The sequence below is a fragment of the Burkholderia sp. AW33-5 genome (genome assembly GCF_053427615.1).
The window spans coordinates 14362-31361 of the sequence record NZ_JBSAXA010000008.1 but is presented as its reverse complement, the minus strand read 5'-3'; the positions used below and the strand labels follow the sequence as shown (position 1 = coordinate 31361).

The 17000-nt window shown below is 61.2% G+C and carries 12 protein-coding genes; 6 read left to right on the top strand and 6 right to left on the bottom strand.

Features of this window, described 5'->3' with window-relative positions; all coding sequences use genetic code 11:
• Positions 1 to 69 precede the first annotated feature (69 nt).
• Together ACV22V_RS15280 and ACV22V_RS15275 are read right to left on the bottom strand one after the other, a co-directional pair.
• Positions 70 to 1131, bottom strand: coding sequence for a DMT family transporter (locus tag ACV22V_RS15280; protein ID WP_059690984.1), 1062 nt, complete (start codon positions 1129 to 1131; stop codon positions 70 to 72).
• Positions 1132 to 1699: 568 nt separating this feature from the next.
• Positions 1700 to 2356: a ProQ/FinO family protein gene (locus ACV22V_RS15275; protein ID WP_448014643.1), complete on the bottom strand. Its 657-nt coding sequence runs from the start codon at positions 2354 to 2356 to the stop codon at positions 1700 to 1702.
• Between the two features lie 676 nt (positions 2357 to 3032).
• On the opposite strand from ACV22V_RS15275, the gene ACV22V_RS15270 reads away from it, so the two are divergent.
• The gene (locus tag ACV22V_RS15270) at positions 3033 to 3617 is read left to right on the top strand and encodes a DUF2889 domain-containing protein (RefSeq protein ID WP_448014641.1); all 585 of its coding nucleotides are present in this window, start codon (positions 3033 to 3035) and stop codon (positions 3615 to 3617) included.
• Between the two features lie 177 nt (positions 3618 to 3794).
• Here the strand turns inward: ACV22V_RS15270 and ACV22V_RS15265 are convergent, their stop codons facing one another.
• Both ACV22V_RS15265 and ACV22V_RS15260 read right to left on the bottom strand, forming a co-directional pair.
• On the bottom strand, positions 3795 to 4286 hold the full coding sequence (locus ACV22V_RS15265) for a flavodoxin family protein (RefSeq protein WP_059697429.1): 492 nt from the start codon (positions 4284 to 4286) through the stop codon (positions 3795 to 3797).
• Positions 4287 to 4479: 193 nt separating this feature from the next.
• Positions 4480 to 5133, bottom strand: coding sequence for a TetR/AcrR family transcriptional regulator (locus ACV22V_RS15260; RefSeq protein WP_448014445.1), 654 nt, complete (start codon positions 5131 to 5133; stop codon positions 4480 to 4482).
• An 84-nt stretch (positions 5134 to 5217) separates the two neighbouring features.
• Between ACV22V_RS15260 and ACV22V_RS15255 the strand changes: the two genes are divergently transcribed.
• The 3 genes from ACV22V_RS15255 (at position 5218) to ACV22V_RS15245 (ending at position 9837) form a co-directional block, all read left to right on the top strand.
• Entirely contained in the window at positions 5218 to 6345 is a 1128-nt protein-coding gene (locus ACV22V_RS15255; protein WP_448014444.1) for an MBL fold metallo-hydrolase, read from the top strand.
• 1772 nt (positions 6346 to 8117) lie between these two features.
• A complete protein-coding gene (locus ACV22V_RS15250; RefSeq protein ID WP_006759638.1) occupies positions 8118 to 8813 on the top strand; it encodes a ParA family protein in 696 nt (231 codons plus the stop codon).
• Positions 8806 to 9837 (top strand): ParB/RepB/Spo0J family partition protein, encoded by a 1032-nt coding sequence (locus ACV22V_RS15245; RefSeq protein ID WP_448014443.1) that lies wholly within the window; start codon positions 8806 to 8808, stop codon positions 9835 to 9837. The genes ACV22V_RS15250 and ACV22V_RS15245 overlap by 8 nt, the downstream gene beginning before the upstream one ends.
• Before the next feature lie 95 nt (positions 9838 to 9932).
• Here the strand turns inward: ACV22V_RS15245 and ACV22V_RS15240 are convergent, their stop codons facing one another.
• Positions 9933 to 11249, bottom strand: a complete 1317-nt coding sequence (locus ACV22V_RS15240; RefSeq protein WP_059682318.1) for a replication initiation protein — start codon at positions 11247 to 11249, stop codon at positions 9933 to 9935.
• Between the two features lie 2541 nt (positions 11250 to 13790).
• Between ACV22V_RS15240 and ACV22V_RS15235 the strand changes: the two genes are divergently transcribed.
• A complete protein-coding gene (locus tag ACV22V_RS15235) occupies positions 13791 to 14117 on the top strand; it encodes a hypothetical protein (RefSeq protein WP_044848822.1) in 327 nt (108 codons plus the stop codon).
• Positions 14118 to 14484: 367 nt separating this feature from the next.
• Here ACV22V_RS15235 and gcvA read toward each other — a convergent pair whose 3' ends face one another.
• The gene (gene gcvA, locus ACV22V_RS15230; RefSeq protein ID WP_059530831.1) at positions 14485 to 15387 is read right to left on the bottom strand and encodes a transcriptional regulator GcvA; all 903 of its coding nucleotides are present in this window, start codon (positions 15385 to 15387) and stop codon (positions 14485 to 14487) included.
• A gap of 140 nt (positions 15388 to 15527) precedes the next feature.
• Between gcvA and ACV22V_RS15225 the strand changes: the two genes are divergently transcribed.
• On the top strand, positions 15528 to 16817 hold the full coding sequence (locus ACV22V_RS15225) for an adenylosuccinate synthase (RefSeq protein WP_448014441.1): 1290 nt from the start codon (positions 15528 to 15530) through the stop codon (positions 16815 to 16817).
• The last annotated feature ends 183 nt before the right edge of the window (positions 16818 to 17000 follow it).

Genomic DNA, 17000 nt, shown 5'->3' with positions numbered 1-17000 from the left:
TAACGTCCCCATAAACAGCTACTTTTCGATGCGCATTGCACGCGCGCGTCGTTGTCCGTTGCCGCGCAATCAGTGCCGATGGCGGTGGTGAATGTCCGGGAAATGCGCGTGACTGTGCGTGATCGGCAAGTGCACGTGCGGATGCGTGTGCGGTTCATCACCGTCATACGGAAAATCGTGCGTGTGCTGATGATGTTCGTCATGCCGATGCCGGTGCGTATGCTCGAGTCGTTCATGCGCGTGCTCGTGTTCGTGCCGTTCGCGCACGTGCAGCCAGATGCCGAGCGCCATCAACGCGGCCGCGATCCAGAACGTGACGGACGGCAGCGCCGGCCAGATCAGCAGCGACAGCACGACGCCGAACAGCGGCGCCACCGAAAAATACGCGCCCGTGCGCGCACTGCCGAGATGGCGCAGCGCCACGACGAACAACACGAGACTGATCCCGTAGCCGCCGAGGCCGGTCAGCATCGCGGCGGCCGCGGCCGGAATGGCGGGCAGCGCCGCGCCGGTCGCGAGCGCGATACCGATGTTCACGGGCCCGGCGACCAGGCCCTTCGCGCACGCGATGACCATCGCATCGTTCGCGGCAACCTTGCGGGTCAGGTTGTTGTCGATCGCCCAGCACAGGCATGCGCCGGCAATCAGCAACGCGCCGACCGGCACGCCCGCGCGTCCCGGGCCCCACGACAGCAGCGTGCCGCCGGCGACGATCGCGACCATGCCGAGAAACACCTGAAGATCCACGTTCTCGCGAAACACGACCCACGCGATGACCGCCGTCAGCACGCCTTCGAGATTGAGCAGCAGCGCACTCGTCGCGGCCGGTGTGCTCGACAGTCCGAGCATCAGCAGCGCCGGCCCCGCGACGCCGCCGGCCGCGATCGCGCCGGCGAGCCACGGCAGGTCCGAGCGTTGCAGCGGCGCGGCGTTCTCGGCCGGCGCGCGGCGGCGGCGCAACCCGCGCAACAGGATTCCGACGCCGAGGCCGATTCCGCTGCCGAGATAGAACAGGCCGGCGACCATGAACGGCGACATCGCGCCGATCAGTGCCTTGGCGAGCGGCGTCGCGGCGCCGAACAGCGCGGCAGCCGTGAGCGCGACGAGAATCGCGGAATGTCTCGGGTTCATGATGCGGTCTTTGCGTAGCGCGTTGTGCGTATGAAATCGGCAGGCTTCGTGTGATGCGGTGACGCGTACGATTTGCCGGTGCCTTCCAATTTTGGGGAATGTCGGACGAATTGCGCCGGCTTTCAGGTAGCTGTCGCGTCATGCGCGACCGGCAACGCGCCGGCTCGACGATTCGTGCCGGGGAGATTATCGCGTGTGTGTGACTGGTCGCCAACTGACGGGCGGGCGGCCGTGCGGTGCGTCCGGACATCGCCCTGCGGTCTTTCGAATACGGCCGCACTTCGCGTTTGACTGCGGCTCACGTGCGACAAATTCGTGTGGGAGCGCATCCGGGGTTTCATCTTCAATCCGATTACATTAGGAAGACGAATTATCGTGACGAAACGTGAGCGAGTGGACGTGGGTCACGATTGGCAGTTCGATGAGGATTGGGTGAGGCTGACTGGCTGTGTCGCCAGCGGAGGCAGTCCCGACCTGCCCCGGAGGACAGGTCGGTCTGTCATGTGTGCGCTGCATGTGTGGTGCAGGCAGGCCGTCACCGCGCGGTCGCGCGGCGACACATCGCGTGTTACTCGCTCGCGGCCGTTTGCTGCTCGGGCTGCGGTGCTGCGTCGGCTGGTGCTTCCGCGGTCGCCGGCTGCGGCGCGGCGGCGGCCTGCGCTTCCACCTTCGGCTGCTGCGGTGCGCCCTTCGCCGCTTGCGCGCCGCCCTTGTTGCCCGGACGGCGCGACTTCAGCCGACGCGCACGCGCCGCGTCGTCGTGCGTCACGCGCCCCGCTTCGTTACCTTGCAGATCGACCCGCACCGCGTCTTCGACGAGACACGACCAGTAACGATTGCCGCGGCACCACGTGGACATCGCCTCGCGCAGCTCGGCCTCGCTCAGGCCGACGGCTTGCACCTCGCGAGCGAGGTCGTCCCAGATACCGACCTTCAGCGGCACCTTCGGAGCCGGATTCTTCGGGAACGCGCGCGGGAAGCGGCGCTGCAGTTTGCCGATCGCGACGATGACCGGATCGACCGGCGTCGACGGCTTCGCCGAAGCGGGCTTCGCGCCGGACGACGCTTTGGCCCCGGCACCCGATTTGGCCCCACGAGCGGGCCGGTCGCCGGACTTCGGCTTCGCGCCTGCGTCCGGTTGCGTAGCCGGTCGCTTCGCGTTGCGCTCCTGCTTGGCCTTTGCTGCGAGCTGCGCCCGCAATTCGGCAAGTTGTTCAAAACCCATAAATTCAATCCACCAGGAATATAAGGTGTGGTTCGTGCAGCCATTCCGCACATCGGCGTTCGCCGCATCGCCTGCGGCTCGTCTGCCACCGACGCGGATCATTGCGGGGCCGCATCGCCACCACCACTGTTTCAGGCACCCGGCCACGATGCCGGACAAAGGCAGGAGTGGAAGTATACCGGTACGCGCGGCAGTCGGTTGACTCAACGGTTCGCATTTGATGGATCCGATGGCAAGGCAATGCGTCCGCGCGGTCGTGTTGCGCATTATGGCGGCGTTTTCGCGGTGGATCGACACTCGCGTTACGTAGTGTCGTTACTGGTCTTTCGGCTTCAGTGCGCCAGTCATGCGATGCACCGGTTATTCCACAGTACGAAATGGCGAGCACTGGTACGGATAGCGAAGACGTCAGATTCTGCCGATCCGCATCGTCCGAAAGACCGGGCTTTCGCATACGGTACGCGCGGCGTGGCGAGTGTGCATCGATCTCTGCCGTCAGGCTATTAGTTGCGGCCGCATCGATCGTCGAGCGCATGCCGGCATCGGAAAGTGCGTACTATTGCCCGGATCGACAGCGTCGGCGGTTCGCCGTGGCCGGCTTCACGACGCGCTGTTCAGCCGACGACATCGCGGTCGAATGCAAAATGACCCCGGCCGTACGATACGGAGCGAATACATGAATCCCCGACACGCCCTCCCGCACGACGGCATCACGCGCGAAGAGATTCACCATCGGCAGATCGACATGCGCGGCTATCGGCGCAGCGACGGTCTGTTCGAAGTCACGGCCTGTCTCGCGGACCGCAAGACGAGCGATTTCACGCCGCCCGGCGGCACGCGCACCATCGCGGCGCTGGCGCCGATTCACGATCTCGGCGTAACGCTGGTCTTCGACACCGACATGATCGTGCGCGCGGTATCCACGTTCATCAGGTCGCATCCTTATGCTCAGTGTCCGGGCGGCGGCGACACGCTGCAGGCGCTCGTCGGACTGCGCATCGGTGCCGGGTGGAACAGCGAGGTCCGCAAGCGTCTGCCGTCGTGTGACACGTGCACGCATCTGAAGGAAATTCTCGGTCCTGTCGCGACCGCGGCCTATCAGACGACGGTCGGCGTGCGCCCGTCGTCGCTGGATCAGCGAGGCGACGACGGGAAGCCGCTCAAGATCGACAGCTGCCACGCGTATGGCGCTTCACGCGATCTCGTGAAAAGCCTGTGGCCCAAATACCATCGGCCGCCAGTGTCGACAAAGGCCGACTAAGGCATCGACATTCCACGGGTGCAGCTGTCGCAAACGGCAATGCGATTCGCACGAGCGATGTCTCGCGCAAAATGCGCGTCTCGGGAATTCGCTGCAATCGGCGCCATACGGCAGGCGTCGCGCTCCGGTCGTTGCGCGCTGCCGCAGCCCCGCTTCGGCCGACTTGATCGCCGGCAATCAGAACACGCCGAGTGCAAGACCCGCAGCGAGCCCCGCGCCGATCTCCGCGCAGCGCGCGAGATCCTCGCTGCCAATCGTCTTCGGCGCGAGGATCCGCTCCGGCGTTTGCGCATGGGTGCAGATAATCAGGCCCGGCGACACATTCCTGAGCCGCCATCCGGTTGCGATCCGGTCGATCTGACGCAGCGCGTTCTGTCCGTCACTGCCTGCGCAGATCATCGCCGCATACGGGCGACCGTTCACGCGATCAAGCGCGGCGTAGTAACAGCGATCGAAGAAATCCTTCATCAGCCCGGACATCGCGGCGAGATTTTCCGGCGTCGCGAACAGGTAGGCGTCGGCGGCGAGCACGTCGTCCGCGCTGGTCGCATCCGCACGCTGCAACCTGACGTCGACGCCGGGTTGCGCGCGCGCAGCAGCCGCGGCCGCTTCGGCCATTTGCTGCGTGCCTCCGGTCATCGTGTGATAGACGATCAACAGCGTCTTCATCGGTTTTCGCTCGCGTTCGGTTTCATTGGCGCCTGCCGCATGCGTCGGTACGGCTCAATCCGGCAACGTCGACGTGTGTACCGGTGCATGCGTTCGCCGGTTGTCGAATGGCGCTTTCCTCGAGGCGGAGGATGAGGCTCGCGTTGCTGATATTGACGCGACTATTCCGCATCGCGCTTCGCGCGACGCGCGGTCAGTCTTGCACTGTACGTGACACATCGGCGTGATCCGCGCGCGCGTAGTACGCAAGAAACATGTCGGCAGCCGTTTCCGCGACCTTCTGTTGTTCCTGCACGCCGAGCGGCGGCTGGCCCATCGTCACTTGCGGCCAGAACGCGAACGCTTTCACGATTCCGTGCAGTTGATGCGCGGCAAATACGGGATCGGTCATCGACAACCGGCCAGCCGCCGCGGCCGCACGAATCCAGACCGTCACGTCTTCTTCGCGCTCGCCCATGCGTTCGACCATGTCTCGCGCGCGCTCCGGCGAATGGATAGCCGCACCGATCGCGACGCGAGCGAGTGCAAGAAACGCTTCGTCGTTCAGCAGCCGCAACTTGCGGCCCAGCAGCGCGATCAGTTGATCGCGCAGCGGGACGTTGGCGCAGTAGGCCGGCGCGCCGGCGGTCAGCGTTGCGTCCCACAGCTGATGCAGGATCGCCGCGAACAATGCTTCTTTGCCTGGGAAATGGTTGTAGACGGTGCGCTTCGACACGTCCGCGCGAGCGGCGATGCGATCCATGCTGGTCGCGTCATAGCCGGCCGCGAGGAATTCATCGATCGCCGCGGCGAGTATTGCCGCACGCTTTCGGTCGGTCAGCCGTTGAGGAGAAGTGCTTGTATTCATTCAAAAAATTCTACACCCTCGAGTTTACTTTTTACGGAGATAAACTACACTGCTCGGTGTACTTTATTTTCCGGACGAATCGACATGGCTTCGCCTCTCGTATTTCTTCATCGCATGCTAGGTTTCGCCGCCGCCAGGCGTGGCCGCACCCTGTCCGGCGAGTCGCCGCAGCACAACGGCGAACGCTTCAGCAACGTTGCACCGCAACCGGCTGAAGGCTTCCGTAAAACGCTGGGCATTGCATGGAACATGCTGGTCAACAAACCACGCAACACGGTTCCGACAGGCGCATTGCCCATCGATTCACTGACTCGCGAACAACTCGACGCAGCCCCCGACCGCAGCCTGTATCGGCTAGGACACTCGACGCTGCTGTTGAAACTGCGCGGTGAATTCTGGCTGACCGATCCCGTATTTGCCGAACGCGCATCGCCGTTCCGACGCATCGGCCCGAAGCGCTTCCATGCGCCGCCAATCGCGCTCGAGGACCTCCCGCCGTTGCGTGGCGTGCTCCTGTCGCACGATCACTACGATCACCTCGACCGTGACACGGTGCTCGCGCTTGCGGCGACCACTGGCGTGTTCGTCACGACGTTGGGCGTCGGCGACCGCCTGATCGAATGGGGTATCGACGGGAAAAAAGTACGCCAGCTCGACTGGTGGCAAAGTGTCGAAGTCGATGGCCTGACGCTGACCGCGACACCGGCACAGCACTTCTCCGGGCGCAGCTTGTTTGACGGCAACAGCACGCTATGGGCGTCATGGGTCATCGTCGACGACGACCTGCGGGTGTTCTTCAGCGGCGATACCGGCTACTTCGACGGTTTCCGGACGATAGGCGAACGGCTAGGGCCCTTCGACGTGACGCTGATCGAGACCGGGGCATACGATCCGCAGTGGCCCTACGTGCACATGCAGCCGGAAGAAACCGTGCAAGCGCACATCGACCTGCGCGGACGCACGCTGATGCCGATTCACAACGGCACGTTCGATCTCGCGATGCACCGTTGGCAGGAACCGTTCGAGCGCGTCACCGCGTTGGCAATGGTGCGTGGCGTCGAGCTATCGACGCCCAGGATGGGCGAGCGACTCAATCTCGATGCTCCGCATCGCGGCGAACGTTGGTGGCGAACGGTCGATGAGCCAGCAAAGGCTTCTGCGACGAAGGCGCGTCGGTGGCAGCAGCTGTGCGCATCGCAGGCGACGAAGTAAGTTCGTTGGCCGCAGAGGTTTCTGGACGGGAACGCCGCGGCGATGAATTTTCGTTGTGATATGCGGCTTGGTAGCGGACTCTTTGGGCGATCGTCTATGACGATGATTGGTCGCCCCCGATAGCAGACATCCGGAGAAGTGGAAGGTATATACCGCCGGTGGCGATGCGCTTCACCCTGTTGACACGAAGTCTGCAGATTCCCCTTCGGCCGCATTGTGATGGACACTGGCAAGACACATAGGAAGCAGTCTTCCGAGGCCGTCTACAGAATCCGCCTTAGCTCAACGCTGCCTGGGTGCACGTCGCAAATGCAATATCGACCAGGCGACCGCTTCGATTTCCCCGATGCCGACCGGCTTGCGATCCGGCACCGTCGCTGCAGCGCGTTGTCACGTGACAACTAGCGATATAGAACTCGCTACACCTATCAAGTCCCTGCTGGTCGATCCACGCGATGTCTCGGGTCGCCAATATGCCGATCGTACTGCACATCGACCCATGAAATTCGTATCATTTATCACAAAACACGTCGCATTTGACACGCCACCGCGTGGATCATCATTATCCAGACGCGATAACGCACGTCAAACTCATGCGCCCCTATTTCACCCGTCGCACGCGCTCGTTTTGCGTGAAACAACGCGAAGAAAGTGGCGCAACCCATTGTTAGACAAGGGTTTCAGAACACCCCCCTTTTTTCAAAATTGTTTCACGCCTGCTGATTTGCGCCTTCTCTCCTCGCCGACGCCCAGGAATTTGCGTCCCAAAGCCCATCGAGAACGTGTGACGCAATGCCGATGCCCTGGACCGTCGAAGCCGCGACCAACACAACAAGGTGCGATATCTGTCCCGCCGCTACCGTATGTCATCGTCGCTGCCTCTGGATGCCGAACCGCCCTTTTTATTGGGGACATATCAAATCGCCAGAGTTAGTGCGCCTCCGCAGGTCAGAGACACGCGCAGCTCGGGCGGATCTACCCAAGACATCAAGCGGCTCGACCAGCATCGATCGCTGACACATACCCGGCTGGTCCAGCACCTTCCCATACGGTACCGCTGAAAATGCTGCGCCGGTATCAAGCTGCTGATTCCGGCATCCATCCGTGGCGGTTGTCACGTGACAACAACCCGATGCCTTGCGAATAAGTGACTTGGGCCTAACCGAGCATGACCAACTCATATATCGCACCGACTCCTTTGCCCCCGTGCCGTCTACAGTGGCCGCGCCAAGACAGGAGATATGTGTCCAGAATTATCGTTTAGGTGCGTTGTCACGTAACAACCCGCATCAGTCGCAGTGCCAATCGTCATGAATGCAGGGCGCCGTAACGAGGATCGAGGAAGAAGAAATCGTCGGCATTACCATCACGCGTCGTGTCTGCATGCTTCCCGGCCAGCAGCATTTGACGTCTTAACCCACCGAATCGGCTTGTCACGTGACAACTTTAGATCCCGACGCAGCTCAGGGCGAGTCACGAGCGGATTGCCAATTTGCGCCGGAATTACCAACGATAGCGAGATCACATCTGGGATCAGCACTGTGACCCATGCTACCGGCACTGAAGTTGCCAACACTTCATTAGCACCTTCATCTCGAACGGAATGCCATATGTTTTTATTTTCATTCAAGCGACAAATAATATTTTAACCATTCGACCAGCTTGTCACGTGACAACAACATCTGTCAGAAAATCCTTCTTTTCCTTCGATGCTTTTCTGGACTTTTTGGCAATAACTGCATATATTACGCAAAACTCCTTGGAGGAATTTAATGGCTTTCAAGATCGCCGTCAGTAATCAAAAAGGTGGTACTGGAAAGACCACCATCTCCGTCAATATCGCTGCAGCCTTCGAGGCGGGTGGCAACAAAGTCGCATTGATCGATGCCGACCCTCAAGGCACATCGGTCAGATGGGTGACGAGCGGCGAAAATACGCTCCCGATGACAGTTCTGTCGTTGGCCCCCGCAGGCCGCGGCATTGGCGGCGAGATCAAGAAGCAGGATGCAAATTTCGATGTGATCGTCGTCGATTGCCCCGGCAACCTCGAGGACCCGCGCATCGCATCCGTACTCGAAGTCGCCGACTTCTGCCTCGTGCCGCTGTCGCCATCGCCGGCCGACCTGTACAGCACCGTCGCGATGATTCGTATGATCGAATCGATGCGTGCCGTTCGTAACCCGAATTTATCTTCCGCGTTGATGCTGAATAGCGTCAATGGAAAAACTAAAATGCGAGAAGAAATTTTAAAAATTCTAAGGGCTGAAGAAATAGGGGAGCATCTGCTCGACAGTCAGATCGCGCAGCGCGAGGTCTACCGGCAGACATTTGCCCTCGGCACCACGATCCATCATCACAATCGATACCTGAAGGGACTGAAGGAAGCCCGCGCGGAAATCGAGAGACTGGTCACCGAAATGGCCCAATACATCGCGTCGACGCGCGCTACCGGAGCCGCTCATGGCTAAGGACACATCGAAAGACAAGAAGCCGACCGGCAACCTGCATCTCGCAGCAGGCTTGCTGCGCGGGCTCGCACAGGAAAACGCAGCGCTGGAAACGCGCCTGCCCGAGCCGACGCCCGCGTCGAATCCTCCCGTCGAAGCCACAACCCCCGTCATCTCGACCGCTGTCCCCGCATCCGACGCGCTCGATCTCGGTGCGCCGCAGAGGGTCGCGGTCAGGGACTGCATCCCGAACCCGTTCAACCCGCGCGTGTTCTATTCCGAGTCGAGCCTGCACGAACTCGCATTGACGCTGAAGCGGGAAGGGCAGATCGAGCCGATCAAGGTCACGCGTCTCCCGGAATTTCCCGGCAAGCTCGTCGTGATCGACGGGCAACGCCGCTTGCGCGCGACGAGCATCAACGGCGACGAAACGATCAATGCGACATTCCGCACGGACCACACGCCCGAGCAGCTCTACACGATCGCGTATCGCGCCAACCACGACCACGAACGCCAGACCATTTTCGACGATGCAGTCGCATGGAAGCGTCTCCTCGACGAAAAGGTATTCCCCGACCAGAACACGCTCGCGGAGAAGATCGGCAAGGACAAGGCATCGATCAGCAAGACATTGTCGCTGAACGCACTGCCGAACACATTGCTCGAACGGATGGCCAGCGCGAACGATGTGGTCGGGCTGCAGGCCGCGTACTTTCTGAAACTGATTTTCGAGCGCCTGGGCGAACCGGCTGCCGACCGTCTGCTCACGGCGGTGATCGACCGGAAAAAGTCGGTGCGCGACCTTGAGAATTTCCTGCGCGCGCAGAGCGACGGCAACAAGAAGACGGGGCGCACGCGTTACAGCGTTCGCCACGATTTCGCGCTCGAATCACGCGCGATCGGCCAGCTGAAGACCTATCCGGACGGGCGTCTGGATCTGCAACTGAAGGGAGTCGATGCGTCCCACCAGGAAGCGCTCGCCGACCGGCTCAAGACCGTGATCGACGCATACGTCGCTGATCTGGCGGTAGCCGCGCAAAAATAAAAGAAGGCGTCCAAAGCAAAGGCCTCGCACCGGCATGGCACCGCGCTGCCGGATGAAGTCCGGTGCACGGCGCATGCCAGGCTGCGAGGCCTTGATCAGTTGGTCGCGAGGCTGCTTTTCAGCAGGAATTCCAGCAAGTCGTCCGAGGTCGGTTCGCCCCAAGTATCGAGCGCCAACCATCGGAAGAAGCTGGTTTGCGCCAGCTTGCTCGCCTTCTTCTTCGGCGACAGCGTGAGGTCCTTCGAACCGGCCACCGTTTCGTTGTAGCGCTCGATCAGCTTGGTCTGGTCGTCGATCTCCAGCTCGCGGAAATACGCGCCGGCTTCGTCGACCTTCGCGGCCAGGTATTTGTCGCGAATCTGTTCCTGCTTGCTCTGCCCGGATTCCTTTGCCGGCGCGGCCGTTTCGGTCCCCTGCCCGTCGGCCAACGTATAGCCGTGCGTCAGCGCCTTGCGGAAATACGCGGCCACGTTGTCGACCGGCGCAGCGTTCTTCTTCGTAGTCCGATTGAGCGTATAGGCGATCGCCGCCTTGATGCGCTGCACGCCGTATTGCGTGATCAACCGGCGCGCTTCCGAACGCGGGATGCCGAACTTGGCGACCTCGTCGACGAGTGCTTCGTTCTTGACGTCGCCTTCCTCGACCGTATCCGCGCTCTGCTTGCGCGTCACCTTGAACTGGACGGCCTCCACACTGCGACCTGACTTGTGTTCGATCAGCTCGAGCGTATGGTCGGAAACTTCGTTCACCTCCTGAATGCACGGCACCAGGACCTTGCTCTTGAAGAGCTTGTACTCCTTGTACGACTGCGACGCCTTGTCCTGACCGAGAATGAGGTCGCGGAATTTCGGCAGCGGAATCTTTGCCGTGATGCCGATCCCCTCGTAGCGCACCGTGTTTTCCCAAAGGGCAAGCGAGTGCGAACGCCGAAACTCGCGCGCGATCCGCATATCGATGAGCGCATAGATTTCCGGATTGAGTAGCTCGCTGCGAATCTGGTCGGAGAAGCTGTACTTCAGCACCGATTGCTCGAGCTCGGCGCCGGCGAGCAGGCCCGACGCCTTCCACACCGTCGAGCGGTCCGCGGCAAGGTAGTCCCAGTTGACGACGGTACTGATCAGCGAGTTGACCGTATCCTTCACATACTTCGTGTTGTTGCTGTTCAACCCGCTCTCGTGCGACAGCGCGGCGATCGAGATCGAGAAGCTGGTCCGGCCGGGTTCGAACGCTTCCTGACGAAGGGCGTTCTTGATCAGCGAGCTGAACATCTTGCGCTGCTGCAGACCGATCTTTCCGGACTTCGGAGCGATATGAATTGCCTGGACCGCCTTGCGCAGCAGATCGGGGGGCTCGGGCGTCTGAAATAGCGAAACCTGCTTGTCGGAGCCTTTGATTGCGGGCTTGCGCGGCATCGTGATGTCCGGAGAAGGTGACCGTATTGATGGCGGACTTTATACCTTTTCGAGTTACCGGGCAATGCCTTCTTCTCCAGTATCACTTCCAATATCGCCGCTAAGGCCTCGTCTTAAAAGGAAAAATTCCATTTTTACGATTTGTGCGGAACCCCATATCCATCTACCTTTGCGCCAGAATCAGCTCCCAAAACCTGCTACCTGTGTGATCTGTAGCCAGAATCCGGCACGGGACTTGCCTAACTGAAGGTAGCCATTCATGGGAAATAATCCGGAGGAACGGGATCGGTGAACCCGATTCGTGGTGCCCTGCAACACGGTCTGCATTCCCCCATAACACGCTACCTTTAGCACATCCCATGAATGGTTACCTATCCAGATCCTCCAGCTCGGCGTTTTGCCTTCATCTGCGCTCGGCAGCCGAAAATACTTCCCATGAATGACTACCTTGGGATTTCCCCACAGAAGGTTACCTTTCCGCCGGCCTAATACTATTTATGGGACCCCAGCTCCGAGGGGACGAGCAGGACTAGATCGTTCTGTCCGGGACGGCACCCATAAACGACTACCTGGAATCCATCCCATAACCGGCAACCCCACATGAAATGCTGTGCCCGCCACCGTAGACGAATCAGCAACGACGCACCATAAATGGGTACCAATAGATTCCCCCCATAAAAGGTTACCTGAGGCGTTTTTGGGCCAAAATCCCATAGCAGGCTACGCGTGCCCCATATCCACACCCCCCATTTCCCACAGCGCGGTACCCGATTCCCCAAATCCACAGACCTGAAACCCCATATCCTTCCGCCTGTGCTCCCATAAATGGGTACCGAACACCTGTCAAACCCTTGTCAGACAAGGCTGTGAGCGGTCTAAAAGTAGTTAAAGAAGTAAACGTGGTTTACCAAAGATGTAAACACACGTGTGCCTGTGCAGAAAAAGCAACCCCATAAACCGCTACCAAAGCGAACCTGTGAGGCTCGTCGAGCACAGTTATTCTGGGCCTAAGACCTGTGGAACCCTCGATCTCGGCCTTATTTTGCAAGCGTCCCAGGCCTAGCAAGGCCCCCCATGAAGGTGAGTACCTACTAACAAATACTCAAACGTAGAAACTTATGGGAGGAAATCTCCGCTTTCGGTCCCTAGGTTCCCATCTATGGGAACAAAAAAGGCACCCAGCGGTATGTTTCCCATCCGGGATTACCCGCAGGCTACGGCCACCGTGGTCAACAGCGGAGTGCGGCCGGTTCTCGTCATGGCAATGAGAAATCATCGGAATTCATTCTCAAGCGGTTTTTTTAGCGTCCGAGTCGGTGCTTCCGTGGAAAAGTCTTCGACTGTCACGTGTTGGTCTGTCGGGGGCTTTCTGCTCGATGACCCGTGCACAGACGAAATGGGCTGGCTCTTGATCCGCTCACTCTGCATCGCGGTTTTCTACCTTTGAACCGGCATCTGAATTGCCACCGTGTCCCGACCGGTGCGACGAAAACCCATCCCTGTGCCAAGCGAGACGCCGACCGCGCCGCTCGATCACAACAATCCTGGCAACGGCCTCGAACGTGAGGCTGCCGCCATCAATATGGCTCACCCTCATCGAACCCGTACTCGAATCCCGAAAATTCTCACCGCTGGAAGTTACCGTGTCCTGTAAAAGCTCACCTACAAAGTGTCCGTCGGATGAACAAACCGTGCGCGCGACGCCCCCGCACCAGATGCGGTCACCCGATGGAAAAGCTGTGAGGCATGCGCGCAGCGCCTGATGTGTCGCCGTTCTTGCCACATAGACTCGAGACGCTTCGCGACGTCGGTACGATGACAAGCGTCGCGCATTCGCTCATACGACCATTAGCCAGTCGTGAGCAAATGCCTATCGAAGCGTTCACCTTGAGCGGCGGAGGTCGTCTCAACCCGCAAACGTCATCTCCCACATCTGGCGACGAATAGAACCGAACAGGTAGCCACGCGGGCGACGATCGGTTACCCGATCGTTCGTATCGTGTCGACGTGCGGGAAATGCGGCAGGCTCGGTACAGAATGAAGCGTGGTCGTTTATGGGAGGAACCGTCGTTCGCGCGACAGCGAATCACAACATGGTGCACAGGTTCGCGATTCCGTCGCATATCCCGCTCATGAGGCGACGATCGCGTTGCGCGAGCAGCCGATTCCACGAGTGAAACAGTCGGCGTCGTGCGAGTGCGTAAAGCACCGAAATCGATCTCATCTTCATCGGCAATCTGCACCGTATCGGTGGAACGATTCGCTTCGCCACGCGGTTGCCGCGGTCGTGCACGTTGCGTGATTCCCGAGCACGATGCATCACCTGGCCCCTGCGAAACGCGGAGCGGACGGGCGCGGGACACATGACGATACGACGCCCCCATACGCGTATTCCCAACAATGTACGCATGATGGCGCCACATTTTTTTCAACGCGGTTATGATGCAAAGGCCCTGACCGAGACATGAAGACCGATCAGGGGCAGGGGCGGTATCTCGATGTGCTTTCACTCCGTGACCAATCAGAAAAGAGAGTTCAGCGATGCGAATCCAGATCAAAAAACTGACGCTGGCTGCGACGGCAGCCGCGTTCCTCTTCGGCTCCGCCGCTCCGGTGTTCGCGCAGACCGACGCCAGTGCACCGGCCGCATCCGCCGCATCGGATGCGAAAGCCGCGAAACGTGAAGCACGCAAGGCAGCACGGGCAAAACGCAAAGCCGAACACAAGGCGGCGCGTGCGAAGAACAACGCCGAACTGAAGAAGCTCGAAGACGCTGGTTACAAGCCGGCGGCCAACGATCCGAACTATCCGCAGAATCTGCAGAACGCTGAGAAGAAGGCGGGCGAAGCCGCTGGCGCAAGCCAATAAGCGTTCCCCCCACGAGACAAACCCCGGCGCGAGCCGGGGTTTGTCGTTTCTGTTGCTGAAACGCGATGCGCGACCGGTCACCATGGAGGTGTGATATCCGAGTCAATTGATTCGATGTCCTTTGTTTCTCGGTGAGATGAATGCCAACTCGATTCGTTTAGTCATCCTGTGCTACTTGAACGACCTGAGCCATTCTGTTTGTTCAGTAGTAGAGGAATCCTACGGATTACATCAGATCGATGGATGAATCACGAGGCGAAAAGCGATCATGCACGAGCAATATGGCTCCGCGCAAAAGCACCCGAAACCCGCGCCAATCGAGCCGGTGCGCATTGCGCAACGACTGGTCGCCGACATACCGACTTGATCAGCGCCGCGCGTCCGCCGTTGCGTTCCCTGTTGCTTTCAGCCAGTCCTTGAATGCCCGCACGGCTTCGTCTTCCGCGCGGGCAGCCGCCACGTAAGTGAAATAGCGCCACGGCGGTAGTGCCGGTTCGCTGAACGGCTGCACCAGCCGGCCTTCGGCGATGTCGTCCGCGACGAGGGCGATCGGCCCCATTGCGACGCCGAGGCCGTCGAGCGCGCCTTGCAGCGTCAGATAGAAATGCTCGAGCGTGAGCGAATGCCGCGGCGCCAGATTCGCGTGCCCGGCCGCCGCGAGCCACTCGGGCCACATACCGGGGTACGTCGCCGCATGCAGCAGCGTGAAGCCGGCGAGATCGGCCGGCGTACGCAACGGCCGACTCTCGAGCAGCTTCGGCGCGCATACGGGTAGCCGGATTTCGGATAGAAACTCCTCGGCAACATATCCGTCGATCGCCTGCGGGCCACCGCGCACGATCAGGTCAACCTTGTCGCGCAACTTCTCGATGGGCTCGTTCGACGTCGACAGCCGCACCTCGATGGCCGGATGCGCAACCTGGAACGACGACAGCTTCGGCACGAGCCAGCGCAGTGAAAACGTCGCGGGCGCGCTGACGCGCAGTACGCGCTGCTGCCCCTGGCCGAAATGCTGTGCGGTGGCGAGCGCGATCCGGTCGAACGACGCACCGACCTCGGCAAGGTACATGCGACCGGCGTCGGTCAGTTCGACGCGCCGGTTGTGGCGCTCGAACAGCGGTCGGCCAAGCCATGCCTCCAGTTGCTGAACATGCCGGCTGATCGCGCCATGCGTCACGCACAGCTCGTTGGCGGCGAGCGTGAAACTGCCGAGGCGGGCCGCGGCTTCGAACGCGCGCAGCGAGTTCAATGGAGGGAGTCGTCGGGCCATGCATCGTTTCGCGTGAAATTTACTCACGCGACTGCTCAGATTTAATCGTTTGATCGGGTGATCCTGCTCCGCCAATATGGCACACAAACGGCCGATGTGGCCGGAATGTGTGTTTGGATTTCTCACATGGAGTATGGAGCATGTCGAACGTGGTGGTGGTGGGCGCCCAATGGGGTGACGAAGGCAAGGGACGCGTCGTGGACTGGCTGGCGGCGCAGGCCGATCTCGTCGCACGCTACAACGGCGGCCACAACGCGGGGCATACGCTGGTCGTCGGCGACAAGACGTACAAGCTCGCGCTGCTGCCGAGCGGCATCGTGCGCGGCAAGCGCGGCGTGATCGGCAACGGTGTGGCGCTCGATCCGGAAGCGCTGCTGGCCGAGATCGGACGGATGGCCCAGCTCGGGCTGTCGGTGACGCCGGACAATCTGTCGATCGCAGAGAACGCCACGCTGGTCCTGCCGATTCACCGTGCGATCGACCAGGCGCAGGAGTGTCTGCGTCGCGAACCCATCGGCACCACGCTGCGTGGGATCGGGCCCGCTTACGAGGACAAGGTCGGGCGCCGCGGGCTGCGAGTCGCGGATCTGGCGGAGCCGGGCCAGCTTGCCGACAAGCTCGACGTGCTGGTCGATCACCACAATGCATGGTTCCGCGGCCTGGGGCTCGAGCCGTGCTCGCGCGACGCGATGCTGGCAACGCTGATCGACATCGCGCCGAAGATCCTGCCGTTCGTGCGTCCCGTGTGGGCCGACCTCAACGACGCGAACGACCGCGGCGAGCGCATCTTGTTCGAGGGCTCGCAGGCCGTGATGCTCGACATCGACTGGGGCACGTATCCGTTCGTGACGTCGTCGGGCACCGTTGCATCGGCCGCGGCGGCCGGCACGGGCCTCGGCGCGTCCAAACTCGGTCACGTGCTGGGTGTGACCAAGGCGTACGCGACACGCGTCGGCGGCGGACCGTTCCTCACCGAACTGACCGACGCCACCGGCGAAGCGCTGCGCGCGCGTGGCCAGGAGTTCGGCGTCAACACGGGTCGGCCGCGCCGCTGCGGATGGCTCGACGCCGCGCAGTTGCGGCAGGCGGTGCGGATTTCGGGCATCGATTCACTCGCGCTCACCAAGCTCGACGTGCTCGACGGCGTCAAGTCGATCCAGCTGTGCGTCGGCTACGAACTTGACGGCGCACGTGTCGACCATCTGCCCGCGAGCGTCGATGCGCAGGCGCGCGCAACGCCCGTCTACGAAACGTTCCCCGGGTGGGACGGCACCGTGAAGGGTGTACGCGAGCGCGCGGCGTTGCCGCGTGCCGCACGGGATTTCATCGCGCGCGTCGAGACGATCGCGGGCGTGTCCGTGTCGATGATCACGACCGGCGCCGAGCGCGACGACACGATCGTGCTGCGCAATCCCTTCGACCCGCTCTGAGCGCGACGCTACACGCGCGATGTGTGCCCCGGCAGGCCGCGATGCGGCCTGCAACGATCCGGTGCCGGTCGTCCTTCGACATGCGGCGCCGCATGAGCGATCGCCCGCCGATGTGGCGCACGGCAAACTGGACACGTCTGCACCGCTGCGGTACTGTTCCGCACAATTCGCGCCAGACCGGAA